The 17,976-nt window shown below is 37.2% G+C and carries 22 protein-coding genes; 10 read left to right on the top strand and 12 right to left on the bottom strand.

Annotated features, from left to right (window positions below):
• Window positions 1-985 (bottom strand): histidine kinase (locus E1140_RS08630; RefSeq protein WP_185153492.1); only part of this gene is annotated, 985 nt, incomplete at its 3' end.
• A gap of 136 nt (window positions 986-1,121) precedes the next feature.
• On the opposite strand from E1140_RS08630, the gene E1140_RS08625 reads away from it, so the two are divergent.
• Together E1140_RS08625 and E1140_RS08620 are read left to right on the top strand one after the other, a co-directional pair.
• Window positions 1,122-1,952, top strand: a complete 831-nt coding sequence (locus E1140_RS08625; protein WP_155181795.1) for a DUF6503 family protein — start codon at window positions 1,122-1,124, stop codon at window positions 1,950-1,952.
• Between the two features lie 97 nt (window positions 1,953-2,049).
• Window positions 2,050-2,697: a CPBP family intramembrane glutamic endopeptidase gene (locus E1140_RS08620; RefSeq protein WP_155181792.1), complete on the top strand. Its 648-nt coding sequence runs from the start codon at window positions 2,050-2,052 to the stop codon at window positions 2,695-2,697.
• Window positions 2,698-2,713: 16 nt separating this feature from the next.
• Here the strand turns inward: E1140_RS08620 and E1140_RS08615 are convergent, their stop codons facing one another.
• The 6 genes from E1140_RS08615 to E1140_RS08590 all read right to left on the bottom strand — a co-directional run bounded on the left by E1140_RS08615 (window position 2,714) and on the right by E1140_RS08590 (window position 6,364).
• Window positions 2,714-3,337 carry a YdeI/OmpD-associated family protein gene (locus tag E1140_RS08615; RefSeq protein WP_155181789.1) on the bottom strand — a complete coding sequence of 208 codons (624 nt, stop codon included), beginning with the start codon at window positions 3,335-3,337 and terminating at the stop codon, window positions 2,714-2,716.
• Window positions 3,338-3,919: a YdeI/OmpD-associated family protein gene (locus tag E1140_RS08610; RefSeq protein WP_155181798.1), complete on the bottom strand. Its 582-nt coding sequence runs from the start codon at window positions 3,917-3,919 to the stop codon at window positions 3,338-3,340. It abuts the gene before it with no gap.
• A 152-nt stretch (window positions 3,920-4,071) separates the two neighbouring features.
• Window positions 4,072-5,058 (bottom strand): aldo/keto reductase, encoded by a 987-nt coding sequence (locus E1140_RS08605; protein WP_155181786.1) that lies wholly within the window; start codon window positions 5,056-5,058, stop codon window positions 4,072-4,074.
• Window positions 5,059-5,179: 121 nt separating this feature from the next.
• Entirely contained in the window at window positions 5,180-5,563 is a 384-nt protein-coding gene (locus E1140_RS08600; RefSeq protein ID WP_155181783.1) for a DoxX family protein, read from the bottom strand.
• Between the two features lie 6 nt (window positions 5,564-5,569).
• Window positions 5,570-6,034, bottom strand: coding sequence for an SRPBCC domain-containing protein (locus E1140_RS08595; protein ID WP_155181776.1), 465 nt, complete (start codon window positions 6,032-6,034; stop codon window positions 5,570-5,572).
• A gap of 6 nt (window positions 6,035-6,040) precedes the next feature.
• Window positions 6,041-6,364 carry an ArsR/SmtB family transcription factor gene (locus tag E1140_RS08590; RefSeq protein ID WP_155181773.1) on the bottom strand — a complete coding sequence of 108 codons (324 nt, stop codon included), beginning with the start codon at window positions 6,362-6,364 and terminating at the stop codon, window positions 6,041-6,043.
• Window positions 6,365-6,503: 139 nt separating this feature from the next.
• Here E1140_RS08590 and E1140_RS08585 point away from each other — a divergent pair, with 139 nt between their 5' ends.
• The 5 genes from E1140_RS08585 (at window position 6,504) to E1140_RS08565 (ending at window position 11,373) form a co-directional block, all read left to right on the top strand.
• On the top strand, window positions 6,504-6,758 hold the full coding sequence (locus E1140_RS08585) for a hypothetical protein (protein WP_155181770.1): 255 nt from the start codon (window positions 6,504-6,506) through the stop codon (window positions 6,756-6,758).
• A 69-nt stretch (window positions 6,759-6,827) separates the two neighbouring features.
• A complete protein-coding gene (locus E1140_RS08580; protein ID WP_155181767.1) occupies window positions 6,828-8,120 on the top strand; it encodes an amino acid permease in 1,293 nt (430 codons plus the stop codon).
• Window positions 8,121-8,123: 3 nt separating this feature from the next.
• Window positions 8,124-9,008, top strand: coding sequence for a dimethylarginine dimethylaminohydrolase family protein (locus E1140_RS08575; protein WP_155181764.1), 885 nt, complete (start codon window positions 8,124-8,126; stop codon window positions 9,006-9,008).
• A 118-nt stretch (window positions 9,009-9,126) separates the two neighbouring features.
• Window positions 9,127-10,545 carry a DUF4403 family protein gene (locus E1140_RS08570; protein WP_155181761.1) on the top strand — a complete coding sequence of 473 codons (1,419 nt, stop codon included), beginning with the start codon at window positions 9,127-9,129 and terminating at the stop codon, window positions 10,543-10,545.
• Between the two features lie 99 nt (window positions 10,546-10,644).
• Complete coding sequence (locus tag E1140_RS08565) at window positions 10,645-11,373, top strand: head GIN domain-containing protein (RefSeq protein WP_155181759.1); 729 nt, start codon at window positions 10,645-10,647, stop codon at window positions 11,371-11,373.
• A 47-nt stretch (window positions 11,374-11,420) separates the two neighbouring features.
• Here the strand turns inward: E1140_RS08565 and E1140_RS08560 are convergent, their stop codons facing one another.
• Genes E1140_RS08560 through E1140_RS08545 form a run of 4 tightly spaced genes read right to left on the bottom strand, consistent with a single transcriptional unit; the run spans window position 11,421 to window position 14,566 of the window.
• Window positions 11,421-12,449 (bottom strand): alpha/beta fold hydrolase, encoded by a 1,029-nt coding sequence (locus E1140_RS08560; RefSeq protein ID WP_155181756.1) that lies wholly within the window; start codon window positions 12,447-12,449, stop codon window positions 11,421-11,423.
• A gap of 3 nt (window positions 12,450-12,452) precedes the next feature.
• Entirely contained in the window at window positions 12,453-13,250 is a 798-nt protein-coding gene (locus E1140_RS08555) for a hypothetical protein (protein WP_155181753.1), read from the bottom strand.
• Entirely contained in the window at window positions 13,237-13,668 is a 432-nt protein-coding gene (locus tag E1140_RS08550; protein WP_155181748.1) for a hypothetical protein, read from the bottom strand. The genes E1140_RS08555 and E1140_RS08550 overlap by 14 nt, the downstream gene beginning before the upstream one ends.
• Before the next feature lies 1 nt (window position 13,669).
• Entirely contained in the window at window positions 13,670-14,566 is an 897-nt protein-coding gene (locus E1140_RS08545; protein WP_155181745.1) for a hypothetical protein, read from the bottom strand.
• Between the two features lie 137 nt (window positions 14,567-14,703).
• Between E1140_RS08545 and E1140_RS08540 the strand changes: the two genes are divergently transcribed.
• The 3 genes from E1140_RS08540 (at window position 14,704) to E1140_RS08530 (ending at window position 17,489) form a co-directional block, all read left to right on the top strand.
• Window positions 14,704-15,573, top strand: coding sequence for a hypothetical protein (locus E1140_RS08540; RefSeq protein WP_155181742.1), 870 nt, complete (start codon window positions 14,704-14,706; stop codon window positions 15,571-15,573).
• A gap of 69 nt (window positions 15,574-15,642) precedes the next feature.
• Window positions 15,643-16,608 carry a phosphotransferase gene (locus E1140_RS08535; protein ID WP_155181739.1) on the top strand — a complete coding sequence of 322 codons (966 nt, stop codon included), beginning with the start codon at window positions 15,643-15,645 and terminating at the stop codon, window positions 16,606-16,608.
• Window positions 16,605-17,489: a 3'(2'),5'-bisphosphate nucleotidase CysQ family protein gene (locus E1140_RS08530; RefSeq protein ID WP_155181736.1), complete on the top strand. Its 885-nt coding sequence runs from the start codon at window positions 16,605-16,607 to the stop codon at window positions 17,487-17,489. The genes E1140_RS08535 and E1140_RS08530 overlap by 4 nt, the downstream gene beginning before the upstream one ends.
• Before the next feature lie 9 nt (window positions 17,490-17,498).
• Here E1140_RS08530 and E1140_RS08525 read toward each other — a convergent pair.
• Window positions 17,499-17,976: OsmC family protein (locus tag E1140_RS08525; RefSeq protein WP_343034193.1), on the bottom strand; the 478-nt coding region annotated here is incomplete at its 5' end.

Raw genomic sequence — 17,976 nt, 5'->3', positions numbered from 1 at the left:
CATAATACGTATCTAATCTATCAGCCAAATTATTTATTCCTACACCTGTTTTTGTTTCGAAGTTGACGTTGTTATGATTAGCCAAATCGTTAGTTACGCTTATAACAATAATCTCTCGATCAGCACCAATATCTATAATTAAAGTAGTGGGTATAGTACTTTGCGAAATACCATGCTTGAAGGCGTTCTCAATTAAGGGTTGCAATATCATCGTTGGTACTGAAAGATCCATTAAAGAATCGTCAATGTTTTCTACTATAGTGAGCCTATCATGAAAACGTTCAGCTTCAATATTTAGATAATCTCGAACAAATGCCCATTCCTCTCTTAAGCTGTGTTCATTACTTTCATTGATAACGAGCATCTTACGGAGAAGATGGCTAATCTGAATAGTCAATTTTTGTGCTTTTTCATCATCAACTCCTATTAGTGAAGAAACTGTATTCAATGTATTAAATAAAAAGTGTGGATTTAACTGATTTTTTAAAGCCTGGAGTTTACTCCGTTGTAAATCACCCTCTTGTTCTATTACTTTCAGCCGCTGCTCTGCCACTTGATTATTTTGATGTGCCCAACTTAGCAGTCCGAAAAACAACGCTAAATCTACAAAGCGATTTAAAATAGAGGGAAGTAAGATGACTGATAGTTCCTCTGCAGATGGAATGACTTGCGTTTCAAAAAGCAGGTATTTAGAGGTGTAGAATAACATGTTAGAGAGTATCCAATGTGCTGCTATAATTAATGCTACAACAATGACACTTCGAATTGCTCCGTTAACCGAGTCAAAACGAGATTCAAAAACCCACCCATTGACCCATGGTAAAATCATGAACCAGATCAGGTAATTTGAAAACAGGAATAGTCCATGTATAACAGCGGACGTGGTAGTGCCTTGTAACCATACTATTAATGACAGAGTAGCTAATCCAATTGCCACTTTTGATTTGGAAATAGGTAGCGGGCGATATGGAGGAACAATCTTCACGATGGCTAAGATAAGACAACAATAGCACCTAGCAGCACCAAAAATTGACGTTCACTGCAAAAATTGTCATTCACTGCATTCTTTCATTCTCCCTCAAGATTTGGCCGTAACCTTAAGCAATCAAAAAACTAGAATAATGAAAAAATTACTATCACTTACAATTACTTGCTTAATGATTTCTGGCGTCTTAGTAGCTAAGGGGCCAGAATATGCGTCAGAAGACACTAAGAATGTCATAGAAAAAATGATCATGGCCCATGGAGGATATGAAAAGTGGGAGGCACTGAAAACAATCTCTTTTACCACCGCCATGCATAGCGAATCTCTTGGTTTTTTAAGGTTCTGGATTAAAGATCAAGTTGTAGAAATGGACACAAGAAGGACTTATCAAGATTGGCCGCTTGTTGGTTCTAAAATGGCATTTGATGGTGAGAAGGTATGGTCCACAGATTGGAGAGTAGGCAATCCACCTAGTCATCAACATTCGGTATTCTTCTATTATCTCAACCTGCCATGGTTAACCCAAGATGACCATGTAGTATTAGGAGATGTTTCACTAGTTGAACACAAAGCTTTTGATAACAAAGTATACAAAATAAAAATGAGTTATACTGAAGCACCAACCGTAGGTAAGTCAGCAAAAGATACTTACACTTTATACATCGATTCAAAATCATATTTGCTTGCCGGTTATGAATATACAGTCGGCTATGGTCCTATGTTGGACGTTATGGGTATGCCTAAAGATCAGGATTTTTTTGGGCCAATGTTGAGAAAGAATAACTATCAAGCCGATATTGACGGGTTAAAGTATCCGGTACTTTTTACCACGCATGATGCTGATTTCTCAACACAATATGGTGACCATGCCATTTACAATCTTGAAGTGAATGTAAAATTTGATGAGTCAAGGATGATTAAACCAGATAATGCTGTAATTGATCCAGCATTGGATGTTCGAAAATAGTTGTTGTTGTAGTTATGATTGGGATTGCCTTAATGGGCAGTCCTAATCTTATATTATAGGCGATTAACACCCCTTTCTAAAGAAAACCAGTTTGTAAATGAAAAAGAACGTCATTCGAGATTTAGTCATTGGTATCCTGATTTTAAGCATTTTACTCTTTCTCAACCTCAGCATACCTTATGTTAAAATAATCTTTAGTGGCTTGATCGTGCTAATTTATACTGGTCTGACAGGTGGTTTAAAAGACAGAGTAGGCTTTAAAACACCTAAAAGTTGGATTAATGATTCGGTATTAGGCCTTGGTTTAGGTCTTTTTATTGTATCATTCTCTTATTTCATATCGATTCCAATCATTACTTATGTGACTGGAGATACATTGTCAATAGGTTCTTTTCAACAAATAAAAGGTAATACAGCCGTTTTATATACATCATTAGCCATCGGGTGGGTGATAGGCGGCTTTTTTGAAGAAGTGATTTTCAGGGGGTTTCTACTGGGCCGTATATTGAAAATTAAAGATAATACCTGGATAGAGATAGTGGGCGTAATTTTCACTTCACTATTATTCGGATATTTACATGGGTATCAAGGTTTTACAGGTCAAATAACCGTCACTTTAACTGGCATTTTTTTAGCGCTAATTTTCATTTTTAACAAGCGCTCGATTTGGCTTAATATTATCACGCATGGGTGTATAAATACCATAAGTATGCTGTGTGTTTATACAGGGTTTGTTGAAGTTTAAGGCTTGCGAAATTAATTCACCGATCATTCCAGCCCTTGCCTTGCATAATCTTAGGAATGCATTTTTCTATTCTTGATACTCGGGTTTTTGATTGCTTGGGCTGAGTGAAATGAATGATGTATCCTCTTTTACGGCCGGGGGTTAAAGCTTCAAAAGCCTCATCTAGTTCAGGTTTAGAATTAAACATTTGCTTTAACTCTTCAGGATACTCAAGCTGATCTTTTTGTTTAAAATCAACTTTTAGCCCAGCCTTCTCCACTTCTATAGCCTCAAAAATATAGGCCTTTATGGTGTCCTCTATTGCTTTAATTTGCTCGACATCTGTAAACTTTAACAATCTGGCTGACTGTGAATTATCGCCTTGTTTTACCAAAATATGCTCCGAATCTTTCAGTAAAACTCCTTTGAAAAAGCTCAGGGAGCAGTATTCTTTAAAGGCACTTACTATTGCGACATTGGCATTTTTATAAGTGTAGCAGGGCACTCCCCATTTCAGCTCTTCGGTCAAACCACAGTCAAGCACAATACTTCTCAAATACCTGAGTTCTTTAAGCCAATTATTGACTTTACATTCTGGTGTGCCACCCAATGGACATCGGCCACAGCCATCAACCAAATATGCATCTACCTGCTCGTTCATTTATCTTTCGTTCCAACCTTTACCTTCAAATATAAGTGGAATACATTTTTCTATTCGCGACTCTCTGGTTTTAGACTGCTTTGCCTGAGAGAAATGTAGAAGATATCCTCGCTGTCTGCCTGGTGTAAGGGCTTCAAAAGCCCCTTTAACATCAGATTTTTCATCTAACACCTTTTTAAATTCATCCGGCATGTTAAATTCAGAAGTCTTTTTATAAGTTACCTCTAAACCCGCCTTTTCGACTTCTATGGCTTCATACACATACGACTTTATAGTGGCCTTCAGATCAATTATTTCCTGAACATTGGTAAACCTTATTTGCCGAGCTGACTGCACATTTTTTGTCTGTTGTATTAGTATTTTCTCGGGGTCTTTAAGCAAAGCACCTTTATGGAATAAGAGGGCACAGTATTCCTTAAAACCATGAATAAGTACAACATTTGTTTTATTCTCGGTATAACACGGGCAGCCCCATTTTAACTCTTCAGTCAGCCCAGTATCAAGCAATATGCTTCTTAATTTCTTATAGCATGATTGCCATTGGGAGTCTTTATCGAAAAAGAAATTGACCTTTGGGTTCATCATATTCTATTATTTGGCTAGTTTCATTTTTACAAGTGTTTTTAAGCCTGTTGCTTAAATAAAAGTTTGCTCACAATGGCTCTATATCATTACAACAGTGTAGGAGACACTTGATTTAATAAATCCTTAGACCAAGACTTCAAAATCAGGCCTCACCACAAATGATGTACATTATCCTTAATGTACTTTTCATAAATCTCATTCATCCTAGTAAATTTTTCATCAGCTAAAGGAGGAAGATTATATACTGAAAGGTTCGACTCTACGTGCTCAACTTTAGAAGCACCTGGTATAATGCAGCTTACTTCATTAAATTGGAGAATCCACTGAAGTGCCATTGGTGCCAGATTATTAACGTTTGGAAATACAGCTTTCATTTCTTCAACTGCTCTAAGGCCCAATTCATAATCAATACCTGAAAAAGTTTCACCCTTATCAAATGCCTCACCTTGACGATTGAACTGACGGTGGTCATCCTTATCAAATGTAGTTTTAGGATCATAAAGGCCGGTCAATAACCCACTTGCTAACGGCACACGGGCAATGATTCCGATATCACGCCTAGCCGCTTCTTTAAAAAAAAGCTCTGAAGGTCGCTGCCTGAAAACATTGAAAATGATTTGGACGGTTGCTACATTATCGAACTCAATCGCTTTCAAGGCTTCTTCAACTTTTTCTACACTTACACCAAGGTTTAATATTTTACCTTGTTCTTTTAGCTTGTCAAATAGCTCGAATATTTCGGGTCGATAATAAACTTCAGTAGGAGGGCAGTGCAACTGGATAAGGTCAAGTACTTCAAGTCCGGTTCTTTTTAGGCTGTCTTCGACAAATTGTTGTAGTACTTTAGGTTGATAACCTGCATTGATATGTGGACTGATTTGACGACCGCATTTTGTTGCCACATGTACTTTCTCTGGTCTTGAACTAACAACTCTGCCAACAGCTTTTTCACTAAGACCAGCCTCATAAACATCTGCCGTGTCAATAAAATTGACTCCATTATTAATAGCAGTGTTAATTATCTTATCGGCATTTTTGTCATCAAATCCAGAGCCCCACTTTCCACCGACCTGCCATGTGCCGAGAGAGATTTCAGAAATATTCAAATTAGTTTTTCCTAGTCTTCTGTAGTTCATACTGTTATTTTCTTGAATAATACTTTTAAAAGTTTGGCTCTATTTTTTTACAAATTATCCGATGGACATAGTGTTTAGGTTACAGTCAGTTTTGTTAACCTACCTTGGTGTCATCACTATATTAACTGATGGATACCATTTTTCTACTCTCAGGTCTAAAATACCAAGATAGTGTTGTAAGTACAATAAGAAACAATGATGGCAAGATTTCAGAGATAGGGTCGCTTACTGCAATATGAGAGAATGTGGCACCCGACATAGCAAAGAAAAAACCTGCATAAGCCCACTCTTTTAATATTGGATTTTTAGGAATCAATATCGCAACAACACCCAATATTTTCCAAACACCAAGTATTGTTAAGAAGTAGACAGGATAACCTAAATATTCAGAAGTTCTTGCCACTTCATCTTCCTGTTTTATCAATTGAACAATACCTGTTGAGACCATTCCTAAAGAAAGCCATAGCGTTGCCACCCAATAAATAATTTTATTTCTTTTAGACATAATGAGTTATTTTAATTTGTTTACAATTTCCTGCAATCTGTTGTGTGCCATGTTTATACCTTGAGCAAAAGGAAGCTTGAGGATGGCATCTCTTATTTCCACTGACCTGTATATCACGTGCATGGTCAGTTTACTTGTATTTCTGTCAAGGTCTTCAAATTCCAGAAACTCAAGTTGTGCCCCAAAATCAGCATTCTCCATTTCAAAAGTTCTGGTAATCTTCTTATTAGGAACAAATTCGTGGATAGTGCCACTAAATGGGTGCTTGTTGCCCATGGGATCGGTGGTTTCAAACTGAAAGCTACCGTGCTTTTTGTTCTCCAATTTCAACACCTTGGTGCCCATCCATTGCTCTACAATACCTGGCTCTTCATAAGCTTTAAAAAGTAATTTTAGGGGAAGGTCAAATTCCCTGGTGATAACAATTTCCTGCTTACCAAGCTCAGCATGGACTTGAGTTTTTCTTTCCATAAGTTTTTACTGATCAGATTTATAATTTTTCATAATGGATTCCAGCTTGTTAAAACGATCATCCCACATGTTGCGGAAAGGCTCTATAAAATCAGCTATTTCTTTCATGCCCTGTGGATTTAGGTGATAATAGATCTCCCTGCCACTTTGTTCCTGTTTCAAAAGGTCACACTCTGTCAGGATTTGTATGTGCTTGGAGATTGTTTGCCTTGATGAATCAAACTTAGAAGCAATAGCACCAGGTGTCATTGCTTGTATGGCCAATAAGGTAAGAATTACCCTGCGGGTTGGGTCGGCTATGGCCTGAAATACATCTCTTCTTAATTCCATATATGCAGCTATTTGACAGCAAATATATATGCAGTTATTTAGCTGCGCAAATATTTTTTAGAATTTTACAAAATCATCTAATGGATAGGAGATAGATAATTTAGAGGTTTTCTACTTCATACTTAATATCATTGCAACTATGTTTGATACTTTTAATTTTTCTATGGCACTGGACGAAGACCAGTTTGATGCTTGGCTGGAGAAAGGCAGAAATAGTAAACTAGGCTACCAATACATCCTCATTATCTGGGACACAATAGAAGAGGACTATAAACCTATTTATCTGGAAGACAGGGAGAAAATTACTGAGTATCATGATATTTTAGCTGCTCAGGAAGTGCCCGTTGCTGCATATGATTTGTACTCAGAATCAAAAATCACTCTAGATCAATAAACCTTTAGTTGTTTTAGTTTTAAATGAAATATTTAATTGACATCTTTCTAGACAATTAAATATTATAGTTTGGCGAATAGTAATCTCCTTGGTAAATGGACCAGCACTGCTCTTGTAGTAGGCAACATGATTGGTGCAGGTGTTTTTATGATGCCCGCCTTGCTTGCCGCTTATGGTGGCATAAGCATACTGGGGTGGTTACTATCAACTTTAGGAGCTTTAGCACTCGCCTTCTTATTTAAACGCTTTACCCATTTCTTTCCAGGTATTAAAGGTGGTCCTTATGGTTTTGTGAGAGAGGGTATGGGTGATTTCTCTGGTTTTCTGGTCGCCTGGAGCTATTGGATATCCGTTTGGGTAACAGTGGCCGCACTTGCTGCAGCTCTAATAAGTTACCTCTCTTTTATCTTTCCGCAAATAAGCTCAGAGCCTAAATATTCTATTGGTTTTTCCATTGGGTTTATCTGGTTACTTACATTTTATAATTTTCTGGGTTCTCGAAAAGTAGGTGTTTTAGCAGTGATAACTACTGTTCTAAAAATACTACCCCTGATATTGGTAGGTGTATGCGGCTTGTTTTTTATCGATATGGATAATTTTGAACCTTTTAACAGAGCGACAGAATCTCCCTGGAAGGTAATCATAATCACCACTACCTTAACTTTCTTTTCATTTTTAGGAATAGAATCAGCCACTGTGCCAGGAAGCGATGTGGAAAATCCCGAAAAGACAATCTCCTTTGCCACCTTGTGGGGAACAATTATAGCTTCTGTTATTTATATCGTAAGTTCCATGTCTGTTTTAGGGCTGATTTCGGGAGAGGAACTAATATCATCACAAGCACCATTTAGTGCGGCAGCGGAATTTATGTGGGGCCCGGGTACTGGAATAGCCATAACTCTTGGTGCCATTATTTCTGTTTTTGGCGCCTTAAACGGATGGATTCTCATTCAGGGGCAGATGGCACTGGCTTTGGCAAAAGACGATCGCTTCCCAAAATCAATAAAAAAACTAAACAAGTATGGCTCTCCTGCAAACGGACTTATTTTGTCGAGTATTTTAGCTTCTATTCTCATGATTATGAGGTATTCAGGAGGGTTGCTCGATGTGTTTGAGTTTATGATACTAGTCTCAACCGTGCTGGTATTGTTTCCTTATATACTTTGTGCCATTTCATTTTATTACACAAAGAAGAAAAATAAGTCACCCATTTCAGGACTGGGTTTTATGTTAATATTCATCACCATCTTATTTTGTATTGTAGCCCTTGCCGGCTCCGGGTGGGATGCTTTCATTTGGGGATCTGTATTTTTGTTAACAGGGATTCCAGCATATTTTATATTTAAACGCATTAATGCATGATACATGAAGCACACAGCACATTCAGAATATGGAACAATAGAAAAAGTGTTAATTAAGGACTTTGAGAATGCGTACATCAGTCAGGATTTTATAAATGAGCAATGGCAAGACCTTAATTACCTGTCACAACCCAATTTTGAAGAGGGGCAGTCTGAGTATAAAACCTTTAAGAACTTACTAACTACCTCTGGAACTGAAGTGGAATCGTTTCCTTTAGCTTCTGATGTAGGCATGGACTCCATTTACTGCAGAGATTCATCCATCATTACGGATTTTGGTGTAATTATTTGCGCCATGGGCAAGCAGGGAAGGGTATCAGAAACTAAGGCCGTGAAAGACTATTATCTTAACAATGGATTTGAGCTCATAGGCGAGATTAGTGATGGTGGCACTATTGAAGGTGGAGATGTAGCCTGGCTAGATGCTAAGACGCTGGCTGTTGGACGAACTTATAGAACGAATGATGAAGGCATTAGTCAGCTTAAAGCTCTTCTTGAACCGAAAGGTATTGAGGTAATTGTCGCAGATTTACCACACTATAAAGGTAAGAGTGATGTCTTTCATTTGATGTCTATTCTAAGCCCTGTAGATAAAGATCTGGCAGTTATTTATTCACCCTTAATGCCCATCAGATTTAGAGAATTATTGATAGATCGAGGTTTTGAATTTGTCGAGGTGCCTGATGAAGAGTTTGAATCGATGGGCTGTAATGTACTGGCTATAAGTCCGAGGAAATGTTTAATGGTTGATGGCAATCCAAAAACCCTGGCAAGACTACAACAGGCAGGTGCTCAAGTTACCGTTTACAAAGGAGAAGAGATTAGCGTAAAAGGCGGGGGCGGACCAACGTGCTTGACCAGACCAGTGCTTAGAACTATTGATATATAATCAAATTCTACTAAATCTTCAACATTTAAGAGGTATGTATAGGTGTTAATTAATTATTTATCTTATATAATTTTTTATTGACAGTTTATTGATTTACTTGTATCAAAAAGTAGCTGTATTGAATAAACTCCTGATAATCATTCTCTTAATTTTCCTTATTGCTTGCAGTAAAGGCAATGAGACTAAGCTTGGCGCTAATACTGACGCTATTGGGGCATATCAACCCACAACCCACAATTTATTAGATCAATCTATGATGCAGGTACCTCTGGATTATCCAGTTAAAGATCTGCAAAAGATGATCAATAGGATAATGCCCGATACGCTGGTTAATGATAGTATAGACCTTGATGATAAAGGTGATTACCTGGTGCTTACAGTAATGCCAATAGGAAACTTACTACTGAGTGGATACCAGAATAATCTGGATGCATCTATACCAGTAAAGGCTGCGATTTATGTTAAGAAAAAGATGGTGGCTTTTAACATTAAAAATAAAAAGCCAATTGAATTAAAACTTAGAATGGATCTCCATACAGAACTTTCTTTGGATGAAAATTTCGATTTAAAAACAGAATGCTCTATACGGAAGATATATTGGATTGAAGAGCCTAAAATGAAAGTGGCAGGTATTAATATCAACTTAAAGAAAACCGTTGACAAACAGCTTGAGAAAAACAGTGAAAAAATAGAAGCGGCAATTTGCAAAGCGATTAATGAAGCTGTGCCAATCCAAAAGGAAGTGCTTGCAATATGGAAACTCCTAAATCAGACTCACAGGGTAGCTAAACGACCCATCGACATATGGTTGACTACGGTGCCAAAAGACTTCTCAGCAAAGTTTGAAACTGATGTGTTAGACACTTTAAGAGTGATGCTATATGCCAAAGCAGGGGTGTTAATAACACCGTTAAAAGGCATTGAATTGGATAGTATCGAAAAGCTGCCGACTAATCAAAAATTCAATAATAATGAACAACTCGACCTTAAGGTTTCAGTAAATATGCCTTATGAATATATGAACCTCATTTTGAATGGTCAATTGAAAGGACAACATATTGAGTATGCTGGTTTGGCAGCTGAGCTTTCTGATTTCAAAACTGAAAGTGACACCAATAAGCTCAAGCTTGGATTTAAAACTAAAGGTGATATTGAAATTGACATGGAAAGCACGGCAAAGCCTAATTTTAACGACAAGTACGAACTGGTTTTTGATGACCTGAAGTATGAGGTGATAAGTGACAATCCGTTGGTTAATTCTCTTGATTGGATTTCTAACAGCTCAGTAGATGAATATTTACTGCAGCGTTCAAAAATTCCGCTGGCTCATATACTTGATTCATTAGACTTTAAAATAGTCCGTGTGCTAGACCGATCAAAACTGAGTTCCAAATTACAGCTTGACCTCACATTTTCTAATATTCTGCCAGATACCATTATTTATTATAATGACCGTTTTGAATGGATTTTTTCTGTTAAAGGCAATGCCCATGCCTATTTAAATGACAGTTTAGTAGAAAAAAAAATAGTGCGCTAAGGCAGCTATTTAAAATGACGTCCGTCTTTTTATAGAAGTTGTTCAAAACAACTCAATTCAATAACTTTTATAATTAATAACAACACAGAGATTCTCGTCATGAAAACTAAAATCACATCATCGCTATTCATGTTCCTTTTGTCCTTAACGCTAACGTCTTGCTATTTTGATGACATAGATGGGCGAGGCCCGGTAGTAAAACAAGAGTTGGTCTTGCCAACATTTGAGAGTATAGACTTCCAGATAGCAGGAGAAGTAACAGTAATTCAGGGGGCAGAACAAAAAGTATTAGTAACCAGCCAAAGAAATATTATAGAGAAACTTAACACCAGAGTAGTGAATGGCAATTGGGAAATAGACTTAGAGCATGGTCGTTATGACTATGACGTAATGTCTATAACCATTATTTTACCAAATGTTGAGGATATACGTCTCAGTGGCTCTGGAACTATTACGCTTAACAATTTTGAGGTTCAGAATAATATGGAATTTATACTGGCAGGTTCAGGAAAAATTATCATTGGTGAAGTAAGTGGGGCCGCATTTGTCAATGCAGAAGTGATCGGTAGCGGATCAATTATTGCCAACGAACCATTTAACGGATTGCATCAACTGGATGTTGAGATTCTTGGCTCGGGCATTTTTACAGGCTTTCAGATGGAAACGGATGTATGTCACGTTGATATTATTGGCAGCGGTAATGCTCAGGTTCACCCTAACAGTACTTTAGAGGTAAATATTGATGGTAGTGGCTCTGTATTCTATAAAGGAAACCCAAGCATTTCAACTTCAATTACTGGCTCTGGAAGAGTTATAGATTCAAATTGATTTTTGGGGTTATGCCAATAAGCGTTCTAACATTTGGATAGAACTACTTATTGCAAGAACTTTCTAATGGCTTCAATCATAAGCTTGGGCTCTGTAAACATGGGCAGATGACCTGATTGCTCAAGAATTAATAGCTTTTTGCTTTCATTTGATAATTTGAGTTCATCATAAAGATGCTGGGCATCATAATAGGGCACATTGGTGTCCAACCGACCAGCAATTAAAAGCATTGGGGAGCTGATTTCAAGGTCATTAACCAGTATTAGACTATCAAACTCAGGCTGAAAATAACCTGCATTTTTAGCTTCGTTTTTGGCCGAACGAAATGGACTTCCCGGAGCAAATAAACCATAGTGAAGCAAGTTTTTTATTGATACCAGATTAATAGGAAACTTGCTTGCCTTGTCTATTTTCTTGAATCGTTTATTTACTTTCTTTATGGTTTCCAAGCTATCTTGTTTACAACTTTTGATGTTGGGAGGGCAGCTGAATTCTGAAGTTAAGTAATCATAACTTTCAATATACCCTTCATTGACCCATTGCTCTAAAAATTCAATGGTAAGCTGTTGCTGATATTTACTTCTTAATTTCCTATCAAATGCACCGGCTATCATTATGGTGCCTTCTACCTGACTTTCAAATTGCTGGTTTTTGAGAAATTGCAATGCAATGCTTCCTCCATAGCTGTAGCCAATTAAGTAAATGCTTGCCATGTTATCTTTGACTTTAATTGACGAAATGATCTTGTAAAGATCTATGCTGTGTTGATCTAGATTTAATGAACTAATAGGAGGTTCCCCTTTTGCATTTCCAGAACCACGCTGGTCATAATAAACTACTTTATATTCTTTCTCTAACTTCTTGAAAAAGGGAAATACATAATGGTACATTATTCCATCTCCAGCTGGTCCACCGGCAATAACAATTAAATATTGATGAGAGGATTTATCACCTTTAACCATAACGGGCAGCAGCGCTTCGTCAGATTCAACATAGTTAACTCTTCTAGCACAGCTCAGAATAGCGATACCTATTAAACCGATGATTACATAAAGCTTAAGTTTATATCTTTTCATAACTCAATAGTAATCTTCAATAGTTATCGGTTTCAATCTGAAGGTACCGGGTTTTCTCCGATTCAACCATTTTTTGAATTGATATGATGCAGGTTTTCTCGGTGGAATAATGACCGGTGTAGGTATTTTTTTATTACAAATACTAATCATATAACGAGTAACATAATTCCACTTTCCATTAGGTGCTTTTGATAATTGTTGTGTTGCTTCATCATACATTCCGAGGTTTCTCAATAACTCTGCTTTGAAAAGAAGATCCGAAGTTGAATTTAAGCTTAACTCAAGTAAAGACTTTTTAAAAACATCGAAATATGGCTCTTTGAGCCATTTTATAACTTCTTTACCATTATAAAAATCATTACTATAAGAGTGCTCAGCTATGTAATCATAACAGTATGTTATCCAAAATTGCTCTAAAGCTAGCATTCGTTGGTCATTAGATAAAGCCTCATTGTTATATAGTGCAATGAAATCACCTTTAACCAGATGGTCTGGTCTTAACGAGTTATTTAACACCTTCCAGGCGGCTTCAGCATTTTCCATCTTTTTACAATGGGTATTCACACTTTCTTCTGACCAAATAATTCCATTACAACCTTTGCACTTACAAATAGGAGGAAAAGGTATCCTTTGGCATTCATCAACTTCCGTAAAATAAGTACCTACCTCAGTAGACCAGAGTATAAGATCTTCCTGTCCTGGATTATTGCCGCTGCCGTCAGTAGTAAAAACATATTCTTTGTTGCAGTGTGGGCAATTTAGAAATCTGAATAGGAAAGAGGCTACATCATAACTGGTCATTGGCCTCATAATTTAGAAGTGCATGAAATGAACCTGCATTAAGCTGATAATCCAGCGGGTTTATAAAAGAGTTTATTTTGCCTATGAGTAGCTCTATTTCCTGAAATGCCTTATCCAGAGATTTGTAATATTCCAACCACTCGGTATCTGAAGCATTCAACCTATTGGCTTTACACCATAAAAGATAATCATCCGCTTCATTATATTCTTCTAAGGCATCCATAACCAGGTAAATACATACCAGTTGCTGATTTACATTAAAATAACTGTATTCATCATCGATGTATATATCCCAGTATTTGGTGCGTATATAAAAGCGAACCTTCAATAGTGCGCCAAGCTTTTTGCCCTCAGCAAGCTCTACACGTAGTTCATGCGTATTTCTTAGTTGAAGTAATAGTTGAACATTCTGATCCATACTAATCGATAGACACATCTTTTACCCACCCAATAAATCTTCTATTATCCCCATCAGACCATTCGTATATAGATTTTGGCACATCCGAAATGGCCTCAGTAATGACTAAATACCAAGTTTCTTTGCCCTCTTGCTTCTTATCAAGAATATTGATTTTAACATCTCCCGGTAGATGTATGAGTCTGATAGGATTTCCTGCTCTTAAACTTTCATGGATCGTCTTATTCTGTTCTCTGAAGTATGGATGAGAGCCTCTAAAATCATTCACAGTAGCCATAAGGTCGGCATCATTGATACTACCTGACTTTGACGTTGAAAAATCAGGAAGCCCCTTTAACCAGCCTGAACCAACATAGGAAATCGACTCTTTCAAGACTCCTTCATTACCCTTTGAAAATTCATGAGTTATAATTCGTGAGGTATAAGAGTCGCAACATGGTCTCCAATGAGTGCTGACAAGCCAACTTGATTCCTTTTTTTCAATATCTAAAATTCCACCACGTAATATTTTCAAAAATTCAAATTGACCATTATCCTGCATGTATATTTTAGTATCTCGCAGATTCTGCCAACCTGACTGACCATCATAAATCAAATCAAGATCACCATCAAAATCCAGATCAAGATAATGAAGCCCACTTAATTCAAACGGAAAATACCTTATATCTCCCTCTTCAGCAGTTAAGGGGTCATACGTCTCGAGTTCAAACTGTACTGAATCTCCATCCGGTAGAAGTGAAAGTAAGTCTAACTTTTCATTATCAGGTAAAGCAGATTCTTTCCACTTTCCGCTCCATTCTACTAAAGGAAGGTTTGGAAGCATTCTTGACATTTGTGACCAACAAATATTGGTTATGAGAATAGTAAGTAAGGTTGTAAGTGCTAATCCTTTAAACATTTATATTGATTAGTTTCTAATAACAGTATTTAGGAATACTAATTCACATTTGTCATGTAGGCTAAATGATACTAATTTCATCTTAAAATACATAACATGCCAATTCTCTAATTTACTTCTTTATTTAATTATTGACTATGAAGCACTTAGCAAAAATCATTGGGATCAGTTTATGTATTATGCACATTTCTTCTTTTGCTCAAAAGTCATTAACATATCAGGTTTTAATTGCTAACAAAGCTTCTAGTCATGGTCATGAAATTAGTCAATTTGATCAGTTGCTACCAGGAGACACCATTGAGATTAGAAGCTTAGGTTACATAGCGCTGATAAGCAGTTATTTTCATCCGTTAGAACACCAAGGGGATACAACATTTGTACTGCCCAATTATGGAAGAGAAGATATAGGCAATGCTTTTGAGAGACCTGATTTACAGGTTCTTTATTCAGATCAATCATTTCATAATCAACTTGCGAATAACGGTGTGGACCACGCTCAATATTTTATGGATTTATTGTATCCATTGACTGCTTCGCATGTGATTTCGCCATATTCTGGTAGGGCTGTTCCGTTAATCTGGCAAGACCATAGAGACAACGATCAGCAGAATGATGAGGCACAGATCAGCATCAGCGATATGTTTTATGAGGTCATCACTGAATTTAGTCTAGAACCAGACATGTCCTGTCTGGATTTAAATCATTATCCTGAAGTATTAAAAAAATTAGAACAGGACAGTTTTATAATAATAGACTTAAGCCAAGATGATTTGAATGGACGACAATTTGCCGTTAAGCTTTCATCCAATTCCAATTGGAAGCATCCATTTGAACTTCAATCATGCAAAATAAGAAGTCCCATTTATGCACTTGCTATGGCGCTGTTTTTAGAATATAACCATACCAGCTATTTAGAAACAGCAAGAAAATATTACTCATTAGCCACTCAACTTTCAGAAAATCCTGTCTACCTGTATTTATTAGAGGCTTTTATTAAGAGACATTAATTGGGTTAAAAGAATGTCAATATAACTGGTTTTGCGCTTCACGTAAAAAACAATCAGCTTTGAGCAGGTATGTTAGATATAAATGCTGAAATATTAGCGATTACAGGTGCTTCCCAAATTCTCCAAACTCAACATGTCCAAACATTGTGGAGCGGCTATGGTGAGATTAAACGCTATGCATTAGCAGGAAGGAAGCATAATAGCATAATTGTAAAACACATCCAGTTACCAGATCAAAGTAACCACCCCAGAGGATGGAACACCCAATTATCACGTCAGCGAAAACTGACCTCTTATCAGGTCGAGCGAAAATGGTACCAGCAGTATTCCACAAGGACCAATGAACATTGCAAGGTGCCTGAATGCTACCATGCTGCAGAAAAGGAATCCGAACTATTGCTGATTATGGAAGATCTTGATGCGAGCGGCTATCCAATAAGGTTGAATCCAGAAGAGGTAACAATAGCACATGCCAAAAACTGCTTGGGCTGGTTAGCCCACTTTCATGCTACCTATTTGGGAACAGCACCAGATGGACTCTGGCCAATAGGCACCTACTGGCACCTTGATACGAGGCCGGACGAACTGGAAAGGATGGAAAATATATCATTGAAAAATGCTGCAAAGGGCATAGATAAACGGCTTAACAATACAAAATATCAAACCATAGTACATGGTGATGCTAAACTCGCCAATTTTTGCTTTGCTGAGGATGGTAGAGTAGCAGCCGTTGATTTTCAATATGTTGGTAAAGGTTGCGGCATGAAGGATGTGGCTTATTTTATTAGTAGTTGCTTTGATGAGGAAGATTGTGAAAAATATGAGAAGGACTTACTTGAATATTACTTCAATCAACTACAATTATCACTAGACAACTATACTGTTTATCAGCAAGTTAAAAATGAGTGGAGTGACTTGTATCGCTATGCCTGGGCAGACTTTTATCGCTTTCTTGATGGTTGGAGTCCAGGACATTGGAAGATGAACGATTACAGCAAAAATATAACACAACGTGTAATTGACGAATTGAAATGACACTCAGCAAACAGGACTTAAGGACTCTATGTGAGATTGCAAAAACGACAGCAATTGAAGCTGGCATACACATACAATCGCTGTTTGATGAGCATTATGATAAGGGAATGAAGAAAGGAGTAGATTCAATAGCCGCACAGGTTGTTACTGAAGTGGATATTAAAGCTCAGGAAATTATTCTAGAAGGGTTGAAAAGCACCATTAAACAGTATGACTTAGGTGTGCTAACGGAAGAGGCTGTAGATGATCAATCGCGATTAGAAAAGGACTATTTCTGGTGTATTGACCCCATGGATGGGACTTTGCCGTTTACTGAAGGTCGTACGGGCTATGCTGTTTCAATAGCATTAATAACCAAAGTAGGCAACCCAGTTATTGGCGTTGTTTATATTCCTGATCTGGACGAATGTTACAGCAGTGTAAAGGGAATGGGAGTACTGTTAAACGATAAACCATTAATAAGAAACAATGGCAACAGTGAAGATACTCTTCATGTTTTTATTGATACCAGTCTAAAAAAAGAATCTTACTTTGAATCACTAACCGACAACATCAATGAGTGGTTTGATAAAAAGTACGTTCAGACTCTATACCATAATGGGTTTGGTGCTGTATGCAATGCAATAGGCGTAATGAATTCAATATCTGGATGCTACTTTAAACTACCAAAAGAGAAGCAAGGAGGTGGCAGCATCTGGGACTTTGCCGCCACCCACTTATTTTTCGAAGAATTAAGTTTATGCGTTTCTAATGGTGCTGGAAATATCCTTAACCTGAATAATGCAAATTCAACCTTCATGAATGAAGTAGGAATTATCTTTGCTACTGATGAGGCACTATCCAGTTTCCTGATTGAAACATCAACTATTTTCTCAAGCTAAGACTACTTACTATTCATTCGCAATCAAAATAGGGTTTACCTGAATATCTATTTCCATAGTCACTTTAGATTTGATGGAATTAGTGATTAAACAGGCTCTTTCAGACTTTTCTAGAACTTTAATAGCCTTTTCTGTATGTTCTTCATGATGAATAATCACTGTAGGCTTGAGTAAAATCTCACTCATCATATATTTACCATCTACCATTTCCAGTTTGCCATTGGCTGAACAACTAAATCTTTCAAACTCCAGCTTAGAATTTTCGGCAATCGCTAAAAAAGTAGTCATCAAGCAACTGCTTACCGCTGAAACGAATAAATGCTCAGGTGACCAGATGCCTTCAATGCCCTTTGGAAACTCAGGAGGAGTGGCAACTTCTATACAAGCACCATTTTTAGCCATGAGTTCAGGAGAACACATAATACCCTTACGAGTGTCTTCCCAATTGATTTCTACATTATAAAAGTGTGGTTCCATGATATTATAA

This window comes from Fulvivirga lutimaris (assembly GCF_009711525.1).
GTDB lineage: Bacteria > Bacteroidota > Bacteroidia > Cytophagales > Cyclobacteriaceae > Fulvivirga > Fulvivirga lutimaris.
Note: the sequence above shows the minus strand (reverse complement) of the source record. Positions and strands in the feature narration are given on the sequence as shown.

Coding starts and splice junctions, on each gene's coding strand:
- E1140_RS08625 (WP_155181795.1), top strand. CDS start 1,122: ATGAAAAAATTACTATCACTTACAATTACTTGCTTAATGATTTCTGGC.
- E1140_RS08620 (WP_155181792.1), top strand. CDS start 2,050: ATGAAAAAGAACGTCATTCGAGATTTAGTCATTGGTATCCTGATTTTA.
- E1140_RS08615 (WP_155181789.1), bottom strand. CDS start 3,337: ATGAACGAGCAGGTAGATGCATATTTGGTTGATGGCTGTGGCCGATGT.
- E1140_RS08610 (WP_155181798.1), bottom strand. CDS start 3,919: ATGAACCCAAAGGTCAATTTCTTTTTCGATAAAGACTCCCAATGGCAA.
- E1140_RS08605 (WP_155181786.1), bottom strand. CDS start 5,058: ATGAACTACAGAAGACTAGGAAAAACTAATTTGAATATTTCTGAAATC.
- E1140_RS08600 (WP_155181783.1), bottom strand. CDS start 5,563: ATGTCTAAAAGAAATAAAATTATTTATTGGGTGGCAACGCTATGGCTT.
- E1140_RS08595 (WP_155181776.1), bottom strand. CDS start 6,034: ATGGAAAGAAAAACTCAAGTCCATGCTGAGCTTGGTAAGCAGGAAATT.
- E1140_RS08590 (WP_155181773.1), bottom strand. CDS start 6,364: ATGGAATTAAGAAGAGATGTATTTCAGGCCATAGCCGACCCAACCCGC.
- E1140_RS08585 (WP_155181770.1), top strand. CDS start 6,504: ATGTTTGATACTTTTAATTTTTCTATGGCACTGGACGAAGACCAGTTT.
- E1140_RS08575 (WP_155181764.1), top strand. CDS start 8,124: ATGAAGCACACAGCACATTCAGAATATGGAACAATAGAAAAAGTGTTA.
- E1140_RS08565 (WP_155181759.1), top strand. CDS start 10,645: ATGAAAACTAAAATCACATCATCGCTATTCATGTTCCTTTTGTCCTTA.
- E1140_RS08560 (WP_155181756.1), bottom strand. CDS start 12,449: ATGAAAAGATATAAACTTAAGCTTTATGTAATCATCGGTTTAATAGGT.
- E1140_RS08555 (WP_155181753.1), bottom strand. CDS start 13,250: ATGACCAGTTATGATGTAGCCTCTTTCCTATTCAGATTTCTAAATTGC.
- E1140_RS08550 (WP_155181748.1), bottom strand. CDS start 13,668: ATGGATCAGAATGTTCAACTATTACTTCAACTAAGAAATACGCATGAA.
- E1140_RS08545 (WP_155181745.1), bottom strand. CDS start 14,566: ATGTTTAAAGGATTAGCACTTACAACCTTACTTACTATTCTCATAACC.
- E1140_RS08540 (WP_155181742.1), top strand. CDS start 14,704: ATGAAGCACTTAGCAAAAATCATTGGGATCAGTTTATGTATTATGCAC.
- E1140_RS08535 (WP_155181739.1), top strand. CDS start 15,643: ATGTTAGATATAAATGCTGAAATATTAGCGATTACAGGTGCTTCCCAA.
- E1140_RS08530 (WP_155181736.1), top strand. CDS start 16,605: ATGACACTCAGCAAACAGGACTTAAGGACTCTATGTGAGATTGCAAAA.